The organism is Microcoleus sp. B4-C1 (assembly GCF_036705285.1).
Taxonomy (GTDB): domain Bacteria; phylum Cyanobacteriota; class Cyanobacteriia; order Cyanobacteriales; family Microcoleaceae; genus Microcoleus.
This window is the reverse complement of sequence record NZ_JAUBUC010000045.1, coordinates 40456-55957: the sequence shown is the minus strand read 5'-3', so window position 1 is coordinate 55957 and position 15502 is coordinate 40456. Positions and strand designations below refer to the sequence as shown.

General features: G+C 46.0%; 15 protein-coding genes. 8 read left to right on the top strand and 7 right to left on the bottom strand.

Features of this window, described 5'->3' with window-relative positions:
* The first annotated feature begins 338 nt into the window (after positions 1 to 338).
* The 3 genes from QUB26_RS18500 (at position 339) to coaBC (ending at position 2675) form a co-directional block, all read left to right on the top strand.
* Complete coding sequence (locus tag QUB26_RS18500) at positions 339 to 962, top strand: alpha/beta hydrolase (RefSeq protein ID WP_333240665.1); 624 nt, start codon at positions 339 to 341, stop codon at positions 960 to 962.
* A gap of 45 nt (positions 963 to 1007) precedes the next feature.
* Positions 1008 to 1220, top strand: a complete 213-nt coding sequence (gene isiD, locus QUB26_RS18495) for a protein IsiD (protein WP_006632739.1) — start codon at positions 1008 to 1010, stop codon at positions 1218 to 1220.
* A gap of 255 nt (positions 1221 to 1475) precedes the next feature.
* Positions 1476 to 2675 carry a bifunctional phosphopantothenoylcysteine decarboxylase/phosphopantothenate--cysteine ligase CoaBC gene (gene coaBC, locus QUB26_RS18490; protein WP_333240668.1) on the top strand — a complete coding sequence of 400 codons (1200 nt, stop codon included), beginning with the start codon at positions 1476 to 1478 and terminating at the stop codon, positions 2673 to 2675.
* A 16-nt stretch (positions 2676 to 2691) separates the two neighbouring features.
* Here the strand turns inward: coaBC and QUB26_RS18485 are convergent, their stop codons facing one another.
* Both QUB26_RS18485 and QUB26_RS18480 read right to left on the bottom strand, forming a co-directional pair.
* Complete coding sequence (locus tag QUB26_RS18485; RefSeq protein ID WP_333240674.1) at positions 2692 to 3087, bottom strand: transcriptional regulator; 396 nt, start codon at positions 3085 to 3087, stop codon at positions 2692 to 2694.
* Positions 3084 to 3404: a type II toxin-antitoxin system RelE/ParE family toxin gene (locus tag QUB26_RS18480; RefSeq protein ID WP_333240678.1), complete on the bottom strand. Its 321-nt coding sequence runs from the start codon at positions 3402 to 3404 to the stop codon at positions 3084 to 3086. The genes QUB26_RS18485 and QUB26_RS18480 overlap by 4 nt, the downstream gene beginning before the upstream one ends.
* Positions 3405 to 3555: 151 nt before the next feature.
* On the opposite strand from QUB26_RS18480, the gene QUB26_RS18475 reads away from it, so the two are divergent.
* Entirely contained in the window at positions 3556 to 4029 is a 474-nt protein-coding gene (locus QUB26_RS18475; RefSeq protein WP_333240684.1) for a hypothetical protein, read from the top strand.
* A 101-nt stretch (positions 4030 to 4130) separates the two neighbouring features.
* Here QUB26_RS18475 and QUB26_RS18470 read toward each other — a convergent pair whose 3' ends face one another.
* The 5 genes from QUB26_RS18470 to QUB26_RS18450 all read right to left on the bottom strand — a co-directional run bounded on the left by QUB26_RS18470 (position 4131) and on the right by QUB26_RS18450 (position 10684).
* The gene (locus QUB26_RS18470) at positions 4131 to 5813 is read right to left on the bottom strand and encodes a DUF262 domain-containing HNH endonuclease family protein (RefSeq protein ID WP_333240689.1); all 1683 of its coding nucleotides are present in this window, start codon (positions 5811 to 5813) and stop codon (positions 4131 to 4133) included.
* 159 nt (positions 5814 to 5972) lie between these two features.
* Positions 5973 to 7043: an aromatic ring-hydroxylating dioxygenase subunit alpha gene (locus tag QUB26_RS18465; RefSeq protein ID WP_333240691.1), complete on the bottom strand. Its 1071-nt coding sequence runs from the start codon at positions 7041 to 7043 to the stop codon at positions 5973 to 5975.
* Positions 7043 to 7729, bottom strand: a complete 687-nt coding sequence (locus QUB26_RS18460) for a class I SAM-dependent methyltransferase (RefSeq protein WP_333240695.1) — start codon at positions 7727 to 7729, stop codon at positions 7043 to 7045. The genes QUB26_RS18465 and QUB26_RS18460 overlap by 1 nt, the downstream gene beginning before the upstream one ends.
* Positions 7730 to 8042: 313 nt before the next feature.
* A complete protein-coding gene (locus tag QUB26_RS18455; RefSeq protein WP_445299618.1) occupies positions 8043 to 10043 on the bottom strand; it encodes an FAD-dependent oxidoreductase in 2001 nt (666 codons plus the stop codon).
* Between the two features lie 398 nt (positions 10044 to 10441).
* Positions 10442 to 10684 (bottom strand): hypothetical protein, encoded by a 243-nt coding sequence (locus QUB26_RS18450; protein WP_333240699.1) that lies wholly within the window; start codon positions 10682 to 10684, stop codon positions 10442 to 10444.
* Between the two features lie 441 nt (positions 10685 to 11125).
* Here QUB26_RS18450 and QUB26_RS18445 point away from each other — a divergent pair, with 441 nt between their 5' ends.
* The 4 genes from QUB26_RS18445 to QUB26_RS18430 all read left to right on the top strand — a co-directional run bounded on the left by QUB26_RS18445 (position 11126) and on the right by QUB26_RS18430 (position 15468).
* Entirely contained in the window at positions 11126 to 12547 is a 1422-nt protein-coding gene (locus QUB26_RS18445) for a CHAT domain-containing protein (protein WP_333292641.1), read from the top strand.
* 70 nt (positions 12548 to 12617) lie between these two features.
* Complete coding sequence (locus QUB26_RS18440; RefSeq protein ID WP_333240708.1) at positions 12618 to 12899, top strand: hypothetical protein; 282 nt, start codon at positions 12618 to 12620, stop codon at positions 12897 to 12899.
* A gap of 6 nt (positions 12900 to 12905) precedes the next feature.
* Positions 12906 to 13193, top strand: a complete 288-nt coding sequence (locus QUB26_RS18435) for a type II toxin-antitoxin system RelE/ParE family toxin (RefSeq protein WP_333240713.1) — start codon at positions 12906 to 12908, stop codon at positions 13191 to 13193.
* Positions 13194 to 13368: 175 nt separating this feature from the next.
* Positions 13369 to 15468: a hypothetical protein gene (locus QUB26_RS18430; RefSeq protein ID WP_333240716.1), complete on the top strand. Its 2100-nt coding sequence runs from the start codon at positions 13369 to 13371 to the stop codon at positions 15466 to 15468.
* Positions 15469 to 15502 lie beyond the last annotated feature (34 nt).

Here is a 15502-nt window from a genome sequence, read left to right as displayed (position 1 = left end):
GGGCAGGGGGCAGGAGGGGGCAGGGGGCAGAAGGCAGGAGGCAGGAGGAAAGAGGCAGAAGGAAGGAGCCAGAAGAAGTGTTTTTACAAATATGAGATGCTCCCTAATTCCTGTTTATAAAACGTAAAATCTCCGCATTTTACTTGGGAAAGTTTCGGATTTAGCACTCTACTTTCAACGGTTAACTGTCAACTGTTAATTGTCAACTGTCAACTGTTATAGTTATTAGCAAACCTGTGCTAAGTTCAGTGGAATATTGCCGAAAAAAATATCTGGGGTTTTACCCGTCGTAACAATTTATAATTGTAGCCAGGCCAGATTACCAATTATTAACTACGATGTCTTTACAATCTATTAGCATACCGCCCACAACGGATCGCAAACCTGTCGCTTTGATGGTCGCTTTACATGGATGGGGTGCTAATGCTCGGGATTTGACTTCCTTAGCACCCTTTTTCAATTTGCCGGATTATCAGTTTGTGTTTCCCTATGCCCCCTTTCCCCATCCCCAGGTAACGAGTGGCAAAGCGTGGTATAACCTTCAAACCAAAGACGCTCAGGGATTGGTAGAAAGCCGGCAATTGCTGAGGGAATTTTTGCTGTCTTTGGAAAGCACCACGGGCGTGCCTTTGTCTCGCACGATTTTAGGCGGTTTTTCTCAAGGCGGAGCGATGACTCTAGATGTGGGATTGACTTTGCCCCTAGCTGGTTTAATTTGTCTGAGCGGTTATTTACACCAGATTTCGCCAGTTGCGGGGAGTGTTTTGCCACCTGTTTTAATCGTACACGGTACTCAAGATACTATTGTGCCTGTTAGTGCTGCTGTGCGATCGCGCGAGAGTTTGACGGCTTGGGGAGCTCCGGTGCAGTATCGAGAATTTAACATGGGACACGAGATTCTGCCGGAAGTTATAGAGGTAATGCGAAGTTTTGTTGTAGAAACTGTGTCGAAATCTGATTAAAGGTTTAGTATATAGTATGGCGGAAGTCTCGGGCAGGGGAAAAAAATGAAAACTTTAACCAAAGCATCGCGCGATATAGCTGTACTTACTTCTCAGGACGTGGCAGAATTGGCTGTCCGTTTGGAAGTTGACGATTATACAGATCCTTTTGAGGGATTGAATGATTGGCATTTGTTGCGATCGCTTGCCTTTCAGCGGCCGGAGCTAGTTGAACCTTATCTCCACCTTCTGGATATGGAAGCCTACGACGAAGCATAGACTGAAAAATCTAGCTCAAAATTTTCGACGGAATTGAGGAAGAAGTTAGCAGCATATTTTGTTGCAGATTAAACAGATGAATGAGGGATTTTAGTCTGTTTTTATCTTAATTTCTTTCTTGATTCTTTTTTATGGAAAAATGACACCAGTTTCAAAAAAGAATGTGAATGTAGGCCAGCTCTCAACCCTGGTATTCATCAGTCATTCCCAATTTAAAATCTAAAATCTAAAATCTAAAATCTAAAATGGTATGACATGAAAGGCAGACGAATTTTAATCGGCGTTAGTGGCGGGATTGCGACTTATAAAGTTTGCGAAGTAGTTTCAACTTTAGCGAAAGCTGGAGCGGAAGTTAAAGCTATTCTTACTGATGCGGCAGGGGAGTTTGTAACGCCTTTGACTTTTGCTACTCTGTGCCGCCATCCTGCTTTTACTGACAAAGATTTTTGGCAACCAAGTCACGGGCGCCCCCTGCATATTCAACTGGGAGAATGGGCGGAAGTTTTTGTGATTGCTCCCCTGACGGCTAATACTTTGGCTAAGTTGGCGGGGGGTTTTGCTGATAATTTGCTGACTAATACTGTCTTAGCTTCTACTTGCCCAATTTTGCTGGCACCGGCGATGAATACGGATATGTGGGAACAGCCGGCGGTGCAGCGGAATTGGCGGGAAGTGTTGAGTTATCGGCGCTATCATGCTGCGAATCCGGGGGCGGGTATGCTGGCGTGCGATCGCGCGGGTGTCGGCCGCATGGCAGAACCTGGTGAGATTTTGCCTCATATTGAGTCGCTGTTGTATGCGAAGGGCGATCGAGATTTAGCGGGCCTTCGGGTGTTGATCAGTGCGGGAGGAACGCGGGAACACCTCGATCCGGTGCGGTTTATCGGCAATCCTTCCAGCGGCAAAATGGGTATAGCTTTGGCGCAAGCTGCACAACACCGGGGCGCGACAGTGACGCTGGTACACAGTATAACTGGCGAATTGCCGCTCTCAGGTGTGCGGGCGATCGCAGTGACGAGTGCAGAAGAAATGCGACAGGCGATGCTGGAATGCTTTCACGATGCAGATTTGACAGTGATGGCGGCGGCGGTAGCGGATGTGAAGCCGGCTGAGTACAGTAGTGAGAAATTGCCGAAGCGATCGCTCCCGAATTGTTTGCCTTTGGCACCGGTAGCGGATATTGTGGCAGAGTTGGGAAAATTGAAACAGCCGCACCAAAAATTAATCGGGTTTGCAGCACAAACTGGGGATATTGTCAAGCCGGCTTTGGAGAAATTGCGGGCGAAGAAACTGGATGTAATTGCCGCAAACCCGATCGATCGAATAGGTGCAGGTTTTGGCAGCAATACCAATCAAGCAATATTAATTAATGCCGCCGGCAAGCAAGTAGAAATAGCACCTTGCAGCAAGCTAGAAATGGCTCATCGGTTGTTTGATTTTGTGATGAAAGGGTGAGGGGGCGATTTACTCATTAACTGGGATTAATCACTACTGGTTCGGGCGATAATTCTGATTCCCCCAAATCCGTTGATTCCGAGTCAGCCGACAACTCAGTATCTGCGACAGTAATTTCTAGTTTAAATCCTAATGCTTCGAGCAATTCTACCAAACTATAGATTTCCGAACCTGCACTTTCAGTCAGCATATTGTCGAGTTTTTCCCATTGAAGTTTAGCTGACTCTGATAAATTGTTGAACTTTAGCCGAGAATCTACAACATCTTTGAGTACCATTTGGAGCAATTTAGGTTCATCGCTGGCTTCTGTCAATGTCACCTCGATATAACCTGCTGCTTCTTCGGCATTTCTCAGAGATTCGATCAGAAATTCTTGGTAACTCCTACTCGTTGGTGCTTTCACGTCTTTCATAGTCTCTCCAATATTGAATAGCTTTGCCAATATCTCGCTCTTTCCTTTCTCTTATCTCCACCTATTAGCAGAAGTACAATTGTCAGCCCGACTTGTCCAAAGTAAAGCCGATATCTAGGGCCAAAGTCAATTTTGAGTTCAAAAACTCCTTCTCCGACGGACTTACAATCTCCTAGATTACCAGTCATGACTCGCTTAAGCCTTAACTGAATCCTATTTTTGCCTGTGGTATCCCGGAGCGAGTTATACCAATCTTCAAAAGGATTTGTCCCATCTGCTCTCAGGTAGTTGCGAATTTCCCTGGGTCGTACTTCCATGATTTTATCCTACTTGATTAACAATTTCTATCGTAAGGGCGATCGACAGTGCATTCAACAAGCAAATCATACTTAAGACAGAGGTATTCGATCGACAAAATAGTAAACCTTGTTTGAGGGAACAAACTTTAAATCAAACAGGGCATTGTGAATGAATTTTAAATCGATCGCAAAAACCAATCTACTATTCGGCAGCCTAATAATTAGCCTCGGATTGCAAGCACTTCCAGCCACAGCACAAGCAGTCACCGACGCGCAAGTTTCCGCCCTTGTAGAAGCGCTGCGACAAGCCGCCCCGCCACAAGCCGCAAATGACGGAATGTACAGTCAGTGGCAAGTTTTACCCAATAATATTTCCCGCTGGGCAAAATTCTGTACCAAACAAGATTTAACACCGCAACAATTTGAGGCTGACGCGACAAAAGCCAAATCAATTGTTACCTGTATCGTGGGCGATTTGCTGCGCGACGAATACAAAGCTAGCAGCAACAATGAAACAGCCGCTGTACGCCGCGCCGCTTGCTGGTGGATGACTGGGGAATCCGCAGCTTGTAAAAGTGGCGCCACTGCTACTTATGCCGATAAAGTTGTCAGCGTTTACCAGCAGCAGCGGGCTAAAAAGTAAAGTTTGTGCTGGCGGAATTTATATTTTTTTACCGCAGATGGACGCAGATGGTTTTGTGCTGATGGACAGATAATAGGAAGTTGATATCAAATTCAATTATCCTATAAGCGCCAAAGATTCTTGAGAACATTAATCAGCTCTTTCTGCCGTCGAGCGATTACTTCTGGCGTCCATTCCTGTTCCCGCAGCACTTGGGTAGTAAGCACACAGGGTGAAACGCCCGTTTTAGTAGTGAAATACTTCTGCTTTTTCACATCAAAATCATAATTTTTTGCCTGAGTGTTTTTCGCACCAGATAGTAAAACTAAGTTGCCAAGACGATGTACATATTGATCGCGATCTTCCTGACTAGGAAACCACTTCATCCACTCACTATTAGCCCCTGGATTTTGGGGAAGTACGTGCTCGACAGTAATTTTGGAGAAGTTGTAAGATGCTTCACCTTCTGACAGAGCAGCATCTAAGCGCAGCAAAACATAAAGACGAATTTTTTGGATTAGGTAAAGGTCACTATCGAGGACTCTAAGGATATTGTTTGACTCTTCAGGAGTAAACTGGAGCGGTGAATTGGAATTGAATAAATCTTCCTCTTGTTCAATAGCAGTAAGCAATCTGCTGTAACGTTCAATCCGTTTATTAATATTGGCGCGGACAATCATTAAACCTGCCGCAAGGCGGTCTAAATCTGTAAAAAAACGCACCAAATTATCGGAGTTATTACGGTTACGCGATAGGTAGAAAATGGCAGGCGGTATCCAGTCAACATTCTCAATTTTGTTTAACCATTTAAATAGTTGATTAATTTCCTCGGCACGCCGCTCGCTTTCATAGGTTGAGTTGTGAATTTCCGAAAAAGCCTTAGCATAAGGAGCTAAAATTTCATCAATGAATTGCTGAGACCCTGCCGCAGGATTGATGTTTTCCTGAAACTCTTTAAGGATACTCTTGCTAAGTTTTTTCTTTTCTTTAATCATCCGAATATGAGAAAACAAGTCTTTGAATAACTCGCGTCCCAGCTCCTCCTCGGTATCTTCCCACTTTTTAGTATATTTTTCTTGTTGGCTTTCGGGTATTTTTCCGATAATGTCCGCTTTCAAGATATCAGTTATCGAGAGATCCAATCCCCTGTTGTTCAACACAGAAAATATCCGATAAGCAGAGTCAAAGTCAGGCGTAGAAACCACTACCAAGAAGCACTGGGTAATGATGAACTGGGCAAGACGTATACGGTGGGATTCAGCGATAGTCTGCAAACGTTGCAAGAATAAATGTGCATTTTCTTTAATAAGCTTCTGAGTATCCATCAGCTCAGCATTGTTTAATTTTTGGAGCTTGTTAATACCACCTTCATTTTGAATATATTCCTTGAAAAATTCTGCATCTCGCTCGCGCAAAGTCAGACGGTAACGATTATCTATACCCGCGATTAAGCTGCCTCTTTGGTATAGATAAGTGGTCAAGTCATTGGCGTGTTGTGTTGGCAATGATTCCCTGAGAGCAGCTAGTAGTATGGTGAGAGTTGTTAGACGTTGCTGACCATCTACAATTTCAGCGGCTGGCTGCTCCGATTTGATCAAAACAATGCTGCCTAGAAAGTAGGGGTTGAGTTCATCAATCGTCTCGTTACCATCTCCCAAGAATGTTAACAGGTCTTCGAGCAGTTCCCCAGCTTGCTCATTTGTCCAAGCATAGGGACGCTGGTAGAGGGGAATGGTAAACATAAAGTCATCGCTAAAGATTTTCCTAATGGGGTGTTCCTCACCCTTGATGCTGACACGGTTCATGCTTGGTTCCTGTGTTAGGTGTGGTTGGTAATTGCTTCCCGAAAGTCAATTTTCCTTGCTGCTAGAATACCATGCTCAAGCTTGGAAAGGCGAACTCTCAACTTAGCTTGTGCAGGCTGGTTTCATTCGTCCCGCTGTAGGCTTCAATCTGCGGCTGAATTACCCATTTTCCCCCTGACTTCTCATCAACTTTTGCACGCTGGCTAAAGCTCGATTTAATTCATAATTTTTTCTTTCTGAATTCTGCAAAAAAGCCTGCTGTTCTTCCTCAATCATTAACACATCCTGCCGCACCAAACCATCTAATAACTTTTGAGCCGCGCCGAAACAACAATCTTTGATAAACCTGCGAAACCAAACAGGCAATTTGTGCAGCCGCCAAAACGCATTTAATGAGGTAAAATGAATTAAATAAGCGCGAGTTGCTGTTTCGCTCACCGGACAAACCAAGCAGTAAATCTTAAAGTCGCTCCCCAAAGTGGAAACCCAGTGCGGGTAAACATAACTCACCTCCAGCGGTTCCGGGTGCAGTCGGCGCAAAGATTTAAAAAATAACTGAGAAATTGACCAAATTTTATCTATTTTGTAATAACTTTGTGCCTGATAGCGAGCAGTTACTTGATGCTCGTTTTCTTCTAAAGTATCTAACACTGGATTTGCCCAAGCTTGCCAATCATCGTGCAAGTGTCCGTGGTACATATCCATCAAATTTTCAATTAAAAATGAATAGTGTGCCTGACAGTCGATGACTGAAACTGTGACAATATAATTGAGATGTTCCCACTCTGGCAAATCCAGTAAATCTATTTTTTCGGCTTGGGTTTCGTCGCCGGGAAACAGCCAGATAAAACCGTTTTTTTCCTGGACAGGATAGGAGCGAATTTTGCAGTTAGGTAGCTTTTGATTTTCTGCTAAATAATCGACTTCGGCGCATTCTCCCCTTGCATTTAACCGCCATCCGTGGTAAGCACATTCGATTAAATCGCCTTTAACTTGACCGTGGCTGAGTTTAACTTGTCGGTGCGGACATCTATCTTCTAAAGCGTTGATTTTGCCTGCACTGTCGCGGAAAAGTACGATCGCCCGATTCCAGATTTTCGCAGTGACGGGCTGAGTTTGTACCTCGGTGCTGCGGGCGATGGCATACCAGCGATCGAGATTAATGCCCAACTGGCGGATGTGAGTTTTTTCCCCTTTTCCAGCTACCGATTTTATCGCGTTGTTTTGCATTACAAATATTCCCAAATTACGCCCATAAAACAACCCAATTTTACAAAATAACAGCCCGGAAAGCAACGACCGTAAATTTTTCTAAATCTCCGTTCTGACAAATACCTATCGTTAGCTAAATGCTTCAACCACCCAGGCGACAATCGAAATTTTAATAGTCTTAAAGCATGGCGAAATCCGTAGGTGGAACAGTCGGGATTAAAATCTCTCGCTGCACCTAATATGTAGCCTATTGTAGCAGGTGTCTCGACTTCCGATATATTATCTATAAAGACGATTTTTCCGTGCGGATTTAACAATTGTTTAATTGCATGGAGGGCGGCGGGAAGGTTGGGCAGGTGGTGAAAAGTTGCAGAACTAACTATTAAATCAAATTGGCGATCGAGCGCTAATTGACTGGCATCCATTTGGATATATTCGATATTGGGGGCTGAGCGTTTTTGACGGGCTATATCTAGCATTTTTGCTGACAAATCGACGGCGACCACATTATCGTAATACTGGGCTAATTCAAAAGCAAGAATTCCCGAACCGCAGCCAATATCTAATACTGAACCTTTGCTGACAGATAGGTTGTTAGTAAAGAAATCGTTCTGGTTTTGCAACGAGGCCACGAAATCATATTCTGTTGCAAAAGCATCAAACGTTACAGATTTATTGCGAAGTTTGCAGTTACTATTTAGCATTTATTATTGCTTTATACTCATTCAATAATATTTTAACCGCATATCCACCCCGCTTAACGCAGATATTTTTTTTGTTCGCAAGCTCTGCCTTTTCCCCTCAGCTAAACCACACCCACAAACCGTAACTCATCTTAGAAAAAGAATGCAACTTTAGGAAACCTCTAAACCCTTAGATAATCAGTCATTCCCATTTTTTCAAATATAAAATCTAAAATCTAAAATCTAAAATCTAAAATCGTATGACAGGGGGCGGGTTTCACCGAGGATACCAGCCGATGATTGACGATTTATAAAGCCCGCCCCACTGCAAACCTTAGATTTTTAACACGCCTTCGGGATTCACCGTCAAGAGCGATCGCCTCTGCAAACCCTCCTGAGATAAAATAGCATTAGCTGCCAACAAACCGCTGCTAACCGCCCTTTCCATTAAACCGCACGGAAACGGCATTTTCACCCAATCTCCCGCAAACAACAGATTCGGAACAGCACAGCAAGTTTCTGGTCTTTCTGCATAACTACCGGGCGGATATCCAGAGAAATTCTTTTGATTTACCAATTCCCGGTGCAGCATATTTGCCTCTTTTAATTCCGGTACAATTTCGTACAATTCTTGCTCAAAAGTCGCCAGCAAAACTTCCTGATTCGGAAATTCCTTCTCCTTGTAACAATAAGCGTGCAGTTCCACTACACTACCGCCCGTTTTCTGATTCCACTCTATGAACTGATCCTGAATTCGGTGGTAAAGCGTGATGCTGTCAGTCAGTTTGTAGCCGGAAAGCGAACTGAAATTGCTGTGTTCCCAGGGAAATTCGCGATCGAACCAAAAACGCCCAACCGCAAACGGATCGGCTATTTTCAAGCTCTCGATCCGACTCTGCACCTGCGGATTTACCTCACCGCTAGCCAAACTAAACAAATGCTGCATCCCCGGAACATCGGCCGCCAAAACATAGTAATCAGCCTTCAATGTTTCTCCCAAATTTTGCGGCTGCGATTGCTTAACCGCTGCTACTAACTGTATTTCATCTGCTTTTTCATCTACTACCTTAAATCGAGGCAAATCCCGCTGAGCAGGCCCGCTCACAACTCGCCCTTCGGCATCAAAAACTGCCCCGTGACAAGGACAGTGAAATTGACCGTCGTTTTGTTTCTGAACTGTGCAGCCTTGGTGAGTGCAGCTCAGAGAAATTGCCTCTTTTCCCGACGGTGCGGCGGCAAATACGCTGTCCCCAGCGCCGAAATATTCGGTAGAGTTGCTGTCAGTTAACAGCGCGTTTCGCTTCACCCAAAAAGGTATTTTACTTTGCACGTCTCCCGACTGGTAACTCAGAGAATCAATCTGACCGTTTTCCCAGCGAATCTCACTGACTGCGACATCTGTTAATACTTTGCCGCCTTTGCTTTCAATGGCTCTGGCAATAGGCTGCACCAAACTCGTGCCCATATCTTGCCGCGTACCGTTGAAGGCCAAACCCTCTGGATTTCCGAAAAAGTAAAAGTGGAAAAATTGCATTAATTCTCCCGCGCTCAATTCGTCTGGAGCGTTGAGGCTGGACTTGGCAAAAGGCAGAAAATACAAGTCATAAAGCCCGCGCGGAAATTCACCTTTTACCCAGTCGGCAACTGATATATTGTCGAGGCGATCGAAAGTTTTTTGAGTTTGAAAACCGCCGATTTCCCGAAATACTTGCCAGTGAGCGGGTTTTGTAAGATTGATTCCCCACTTGAGCCGATTGGGAGAAGATATCCCCAAGTCAACTATATTCCAGGGAAAAGCTGAATGGTTGGGACGGAAAACTTCGGGTTTGTATTTGCCGTCTCTAAACAGAACGGCGTAGGATTCTAAAGATATAAAGTTATCGGTAATTTCTAGTTCTTCAACCACACTTTTGAGGTTGTAGTATTGCGGAAAAAAACCGTGGAAACCGTGTTCCATCATAAAAGTTTCGTTCCCGACTTGTATCGGCCAACTAGCAATTTTACCGCCGAGTTGGGGCGATTTGTCGAGCAATGTTACGGCGAAACCTCGCTGGGATAGCTCGTAAGCACAGGCGAGCCCTGCTAAGCCTGCGCCTACAACTGCAACGGTTTTGCGGTTATTCAGCATTCGCGGCAAGTCAAGAGAATCTTGCACAAAAACGGCGGGCTCTGGCTTGGAAAACCGAGAGTAGCCCAGCAGCCCGCCTGCGGCACCGACTCCGAGGAATTTGAGGGCGGTTCTTCGAGAAACTGGTTGGGATAGCGGTGAATTGGTTGATTGACTCATCAGCGGTACGCGGTAACGGGCTTTAAACACAAATACGCCATAAGGCATATATCATAGACCGAAATCAGGATATGTGAAGAAATACTAATACACATCCCCCAATCGGATCGCGATCCTCTTCGAGGGCTGCGCTAACGCACTTGATATGGTTCGATCGCACACAATGTATAGCAGAAGCAAGAAGGCTTTAGTTATTTAGGAGAAAAGAAGAAAAAAGCGATCGCCCGCCTAGCGTAAAATTCTCTAAATAATTAAGTGTTTTTATTTATCTTGCTCAACTATTAGCAACCGCCGCCAATGATGTTAAAAAACTATGAGGTTTTCCGGCAAAATCTTATGCGAAAAGCAGTCTTGGCGAATTGTACGAAATAACCTGGCAGATATCCGAGGCAAAACAATTAACCAGCCGAGCTTTAACTAAGTTTGGGCGAAAAAACCTAACTATTTTAAAAGAAGTAAATACAGAGAATATATCTACTGAGGTAACTCAATATATCGGCGATCGATGCAGAGTATTCCTCACTTAATACCAAGACAAAACTCGATTCAACCTGAGAAGTGCGGATGTGTCGCAAAAATTCAAAGACGCCCGTATAGCTAATGCCGGTTAAACTCACATCTTGCACCATTCTTAAGAACGGGCTCTTCGGCCCGTTCCACAAAAGATGAATTTTTTGTGGAACAGGCATCTTGCCTGTTCATAAAAGGATTATTGAAAATAGTGCAACATCTCAGTTTTTTGCGTAAGTCCTGTTTATGCAAAACCCCTGCATAATTTACAAACTTTTACATAAATGGTCAATTTCCTGGCGTGGGGCCTCTGTTGCTGCTGGTATCCACACCCTACGGTAGATATTTGGGGTTGCTCTTGAATGCTATAATCGTGCGGCGATCGCCAGCACAGTCAATCGATTTTAGATTTTAGATTTTAGATTTTAGATTAAAGAATTGAATGAAGCATTGACCCCACGGATAAATTCGGGGGGGAAGTTTCTCGGATACAGGTTTTTTATTTCTGGACGGATGAATCCGGGGGCTTGTATCCTGGATGCTTTCAGTCAAAATTTTCACCCACATCCAAACTTTTGCCAACTGCTGCCGCCAACGGCGCCCTTAACCGCCCCAAAACCATGCACTACCAATCCCAGCAGCAACGCCAAAAACACACGACTCAGAAAAAAATTAAAAAAGCTATTTTTTACTGTGTGATAGCAATATTTTTCTGCCTGAGCACGGCGAACCTCGCTACAATTGCCCAAAACACAGGCCAGGGCGGGCTGGGCGGGCAAGAAATGAGAAATTTGCTCGATCGGGGAAACCTCACCGAAGCCGTAACCAGAATCGAAGAAAACTGGGAAGAAGAGTATCAAAACTACTTTGAACAAGACTTTGAAACCCGTGCTAAAACCGCCGAAGCAATATCAAAAACTCTCTCCCGTCTAGCAGTTCAAACCAAGAAAAAACCAGCTTTAATTTACGCTATCCCCCGCACCGACCAACTAGAATTAATCTTAATATTGCCCGATCGCCCGCCCATTCTCCGCAGCATCCCCGAAGCCAAACAAGAGAAACTGCTCTCAGTAGTCCAAGAATTCCGCAGCGAAATCACCAACCCCGTAAAAATTAACACCACCAGCTATCTAGAACCAGCCCAACAACTCTACAAATGGATAGTTGCACCCCTAGAAACAGATTTGCAAACAGCAAAAATTGAAACCTTGCTGTTCTGCGTCGGCGCAGGTTTGCGAACCGTACCCCTAGCAGCAATGCACGACGGAAAGCAATTTCTGATCCAAAAATACAGCCTCGCCCGCATCCCAGCCTTCAAACTCACAGACAGCAATTACACCGACCTCAGAAACGTGCAAGTCCTAGCAATGGGAGCATCAGATTTCGCAGAAGAGGCGAACAAAGAACCGCTACCAGCAGTGCCGTTAGAACTAGGCGCGATCGCCCGACAGTGGCCCGGTCAATCCTTTCTCAACCAAGACTTCACCCTAGTAAACTTGCAATCCCAGCGACTGCAACAAAAATACGGAATCATCCACCTTGCCACCCACGCAGAATTCCGCCCAGGAACCCCAAATAACTCCTACATTCAATTTTGGGACACCCAACTCGGTCTCGATCAAATGAGAGATTTAAAATGGAACAATCCGCCCCTCGAACTATTAGTATTAAGCGCCTGTAGAACCGCCTTGGGAGACAAAGAAGCAGAACTCGGATTTGCCGGTTTAGCGCTGCAATCGGGAGCAAAATCAGCCCTCGCCAGCTTGTGGTACGTCAGCGATGCGGGGACTCTCGCCTTGATGACAGAGTTTTACCAGCAGTTAAAAATCCGCAGGCCAAACGACCCTCCAATCATTAAAGCTGAAGCTCTCAGAAAAGCACAAATTGCCGCGATCGAAGGCAAAGTGACGATCGAAGGCGGTCAACTGCGAAGTGCGCGAGGCGACATTCCCTTGCCCCCGTCCATCCCCAAACTCGACAGCAAAGATTTATCCCATCCGTATTATTGGGCAGCTTTCAGCATGATCGGCAGTCCTTGGTGAATTCTGATTGAAAATGGCTAAGTTAAAATAATGTTATCCTTCCTCTAATGCAACCATTCTCCGATCGCATATGACCGAAGCCGCCACGATCAACACTCAACTCATCGATACCCTCACTCAAATTATCCTCGCCCTCACCGAGGAAGAGCGCCACATCCTCATCCATAAACTTCTAATTCCAAATCAAACTTCAGACACTACAAAGGCAGATCGAGAAACTCTTAAGCAGGAAATAGCGATCGGTGTAGAACAGCTTCAGACAGGACAATATACAGAGTACGATGACAATTCTCTGCCGAATCTTCTCCTCACTATCAAACAACGCGGACAACAACGCCTAAAACAGGAGTAAGTGCCCTTGAATCGCTATCGCCTTTCCCAGCAAGCGGAAAAAGATTTAGAAGATATATGGATTTATCTGGCACAGCAGGACGAACTTGGCGCCGATCTCCAAATGGTGCGATTGCTAGATCGCTTTCCCATGCTTGCCCAATTTCCGAATATGGGGCGACAGCGAAATGAACTCCTCACAGGATTGAGAAGTTTTCCTGTCAAACCTTACATTGTTTTCTATATAATTCTCCCAGAGAGAGTCGAGATTGTGAGAGTCCTGCATCAATCGCGGGATATAGAAGGACAATTTTAGCGATCGAGCCAAATGCCGACTTCTCGATCGCCTATATATCTTTCTGAACGTAACTCTTGACCGATCGAGGTGATAAACTGTACAAAATATAGTAATTCAATGCCTGTAGCTGCCAAAAAACCACCTACCGCAAACCTTTCAGCAACATAGCGGGGGTCTTCAAGGGGAAAGAAAGATGAAAAAATTAGAATTTTTGCTACAGAAAGAAGGCGATCGCGCCTGGTTGCCCCTAGAAACCTCCGACGTGGAAATTCTAGAAGGTAAATACCGCGTTGTTGCTCGCATTCAGCACCCCAACACCGACATCGAAATTCGCGTTACCCATACCTCCTTCGACCAAGGGGCGCAGCGGAAAGTCCAAAGCCGATCGGCCCGCACCAACCCCGAAGGATTAGTCGTGATCATTCCCTACACCAGGCTCAAACCCGGACTGTGGGAACTCTCCTGCTTGCCAGATCCCAAATCAACACCACTAAAACCTTGGCAGTACGGCGTTCAGTTGGAAGTATTGCCCGCAGAATCGGAAACCTCCGAACCCCTACCGCCGATCGACCAAACCGAACCGGCAACTTCCCCTCCAGCCCCACAAATCGCTTCCCCGGTCGATCGCGCAGCCCCACAAATCGCTTCCCCGGTCGATCCCCCCGCACCAACCCAAATCCCAGCAGCCGATTCAGCACCGCAGCAGACCAAAATCTACCAATTTCCTATTCCCCAAACCCCCGAACCAAAACCGGGCGTCCAACTCGAACTCCTCCTCGATCGAGAAACCTTCGTCACCCAACTCGGTCGCCCCTTAATCATTTCCGGCAAAATCGACATTCCCCAAAACCCGCAACACCCCCAACAAAGCAGAAAAACAGCAACTCTCATCCCCGAATCCGAAGCCCTAGAACTCCAACAACTCATCGGTTCAGCACAACTGCAAATTTACCTGCGCGATCCCCAAACCTCAAAAATTCTCGCAGAAATCCAGCAGCCGATGCCAGAACAAGTTCCCCCCTGCATCTTTGCCTGCGTCACCTACATCCCAACCGAGTGTAAAAGCCGCCTAATTTTAGGAGAAGCAATTCTTAGCAGCGGCGGCGTCACCCTAGCCACCAAACTATTCACAATTACAGCTCGTTTAGAGCACCTTCTAGAGGAAATTAAAGACAATTTCATCGAAGAAAAGCATCAAGCCGAACCCTCCCCAACAGCCTCAAAACCGTCTGGAAGCGCCAAAAATATATCCTTCCTCAAGCTAGTAGAAAAATCCTTAGACCCTCCCTCCCCTGCTGAAGTCCCAACCACTGAAGCCCTACCCCCTCTACTGGCTTCGCGTCACACCCCAAGTGCAGGCGGTCTAGAATTGCCCGCATTCGGTAACAAACTCCCCGACAGCAGCCGATCGCAATTGCTGTCGGAAATCTCCGATTCGCCTCAAACTGCCCCAGAGTCGATCGACCCACAAACCAAACCCTCAGACATCTCAAATCCCACTCAAACAGCCGAAATCGGAGCGATCGACCAAAAACCCGAAAACAGCCCAGAATTAGAAACAACCGCCCCAGAAACCGCGCCAGCACCCACAAAACAGGCATTTCAAACCTTAAACGTCGAAAGTCGATTTTGGTCGCGACTGAGTTCCCTAGCCAGCAACGGTGAATCCCCCGACTGGCTCAAAGCAACCACCCTGTCACCAAATCCAACAGCCGCCGCCAATAGCAGCGACGAAATTGCCGTTGTGGAAGAAGAAAGCAGCCCAACCCAGCAGCAACCCGAAACCAGCGAAACAAATTCCGATCCCAAATCTACTAGCCCAGAAGCCAGAGAATTTGTCGTTTTTGACGAACCCCCGCAGCCGAAACAAGTTGCTCAAAAAACCAGAACAGTCGCCACAGAAGACACTCCCCCAACTCCCTACGTTTTGCCAGAAGACGAGTTAGTACCGATGCCGATTTTGGAATTGCCGCGCCCCGAAATCATCGCGGGCCAGGCTGTAAAAGTGCAAGTGCAACTCCCGGAATTAATGCCCCGGATTTATGTGAAAGTTTGGGTGTACGATCGACAAACATACCTGATTCTCGACGGGCCGCGCTGGATTACCGAATTTAAAGCTAACGGGTTGGGAAATGTGCGAGCAAGTGTCGAGTTAGAGATTCCCTACGGCTGCATGGAAGTCGAATTTGAGGCGATCGCCGTCGAAATGCAAACTCAGCGGGAAAGCCACAAAGTAAGCGTTCACCGCCAAGTTTTACCCCCAGCCGGGCCAACTTTACCCCTCGAAGGGTAAGCCAAAATCCGCGTGCATCCCCGTTCATCCGCTG

Excerpts from the sequence above, each read along its gene's own strand:
- QUB26_RS18500 (WP_333240665.1), top strand. The coding sequence starts at position 339 with ATGTCTTTACAATCTATTAGCATACCGCCCACAACGGATCGCAAACCT.
- isiD (WP_006632739.1), top strand. The coding sequence starts at position 1,008 with ATGAAAACTTTAACCAAAGCATCGCGCGATATAGCTGTACTTACTTCT.
- QUB26_RS18485 (WP_333240674.1), bottom strand. The coding sequence starts at position 3,087 with ATGAAAGACGTGAAAGCACCAACGAGTAGGAGTTACCAAGAATTTCTG.
- QUB26_RS18445 (WP_333292641.1), top strand. The coding sequence starts at position 11,126 with ATGCACTACCAATCCCAGCAGCAACGCCAAAAACACACGACTCAGAAA.
- QUB26_RS18430 (WP_333240716.1), top strand. The coding sequence starts at position 13,369 with ATGAAAAAATTAGAATTTTTGCTACAGAAAGAAGGCGATCGCGCCTGG.
- coaBC (WP_333240668.1), top strand. The coding sequence starts at position 1,476 with ATGAAAGGCAGACGAATTTTAATCGGCGTTAGTGGCGGGATTGCGACT.
- QUB26_RS18470 (WP_333240689.1), bottom strand. The coding sequence starts at position 5,813 with ATGAACCGTGTCAGCATCAAGGGTGAGGAACACCCCATTAGGAAAATC.
- QUB26_RS18465 (WP_333240691.1), bottom strand. The coding sequence starts at position 7,043 with ATGCAAAACAACGCGATAAAATCGGTAGCTGGAAAAGGGGAAAAAACT.
- QUB26_RS18460 (WP_333240695.1), bottom strand. The coding sequence starts at position 7,729 with ATGCTAAATAGTAACTGCAAACTTCGCAATAAATCTGTAACGTTTGAT.
- QUB26_RS18450 (WP_333240699.1), bottom strand. The coding sequence starts at position 10,684 with ATGCCTGTTCCACAAAAAATTCATCTTTTGTGGAACGGGCCGAAGAGC.
- QUB26_RS18475 (WP_333240684.1), top strand. The coding sequence starts at position 3,556 with ATGAATTTTAAATCGATCGCAAAAACCAATCTACTATTCGGCAGCCTA.
- QUB26_RS18440 (WP_333240708.1), top strand. The coding sequence starts at position 12,618 with ATGACCGAAGCCGCCACGATCAACACTCAACTCATCGATACCCTCACT.
- QUB26_RS18480 (WP_333240678.1), bottom strand. The coding sequence starts at position 3,404 with ATGGAAGTACGACCCAGGGAAATTCGCAACTACCTGAGAGCAGATGGG.
- QUB26_RS18455 (WP_445299618.1), bottom strand. The coding sequence starts at position 10,043 with ATGCCTTATGGCGTATTTGTGTTTAAAGCCCGTTACCGCGTACCGCTG.